We start from the raw sequence: 334 nt of genomic DNA, 5'->3' as shown, positions 1-334 counted from the left end.
CGCCGCCAGCCTTTCACGCAACACGCCCGGCGAGCTCATCCAATCCATCGTCGCCCGCGCCCGCTTGAAATACCGATGCGCGTGATGCTCCCAGGTGAACCCGACCCCGCCATGCACCTGGATCGCTTCCCCCGCGCAGGCATGAAACGCCTCGCCCGCGAAACTGCGCGCGATCAGGCATGCCTCTTCCGAATCATCCGACGCCGCATCGATCGCCCGCGCCGCCGCCCACACGCCGGATCGCGCCGCCTCCACCCGCACCATCATATCCGCGAGCATGTGCTTTACCGCCTGGAACGACCCCACCGGCCGCCCGAACTGCACCCGCTGCCCC

Annotated in this window: 1 protein-coding gene; it reads right to left on the bottom strand. The window is 68.9% G+C overall.

Features of this window, described 5'->3' with window-relative positions; translation table 11 throughout:
* Positions 1 to 334, bottom strand: a 334-nt coding sequence (locus tag R5H29_RS00095; RefSeq protein ID WP_332328531.1) for an acyl-CoA dehydrogenase family protein, incomplete at both ends; no start/stop codon positions are given.

Origin of the sequence: Stenotrophomonas sp. A3_2 (assembly GCF_036624925.1) — a bacterium.
GTDB classification, from domain to species: Bacteria; Pseudomonadota; Gammaproteobacteria; order Xanthomonadales; family Xanthomonadaceae; genus Stenotrophomonas; species Stenotrophomonas hibiscicola.
Note: the sequence above shows the minus strand (reverse complement) of the source record. Positions and strands in the feature narration are given on the sequence as shown.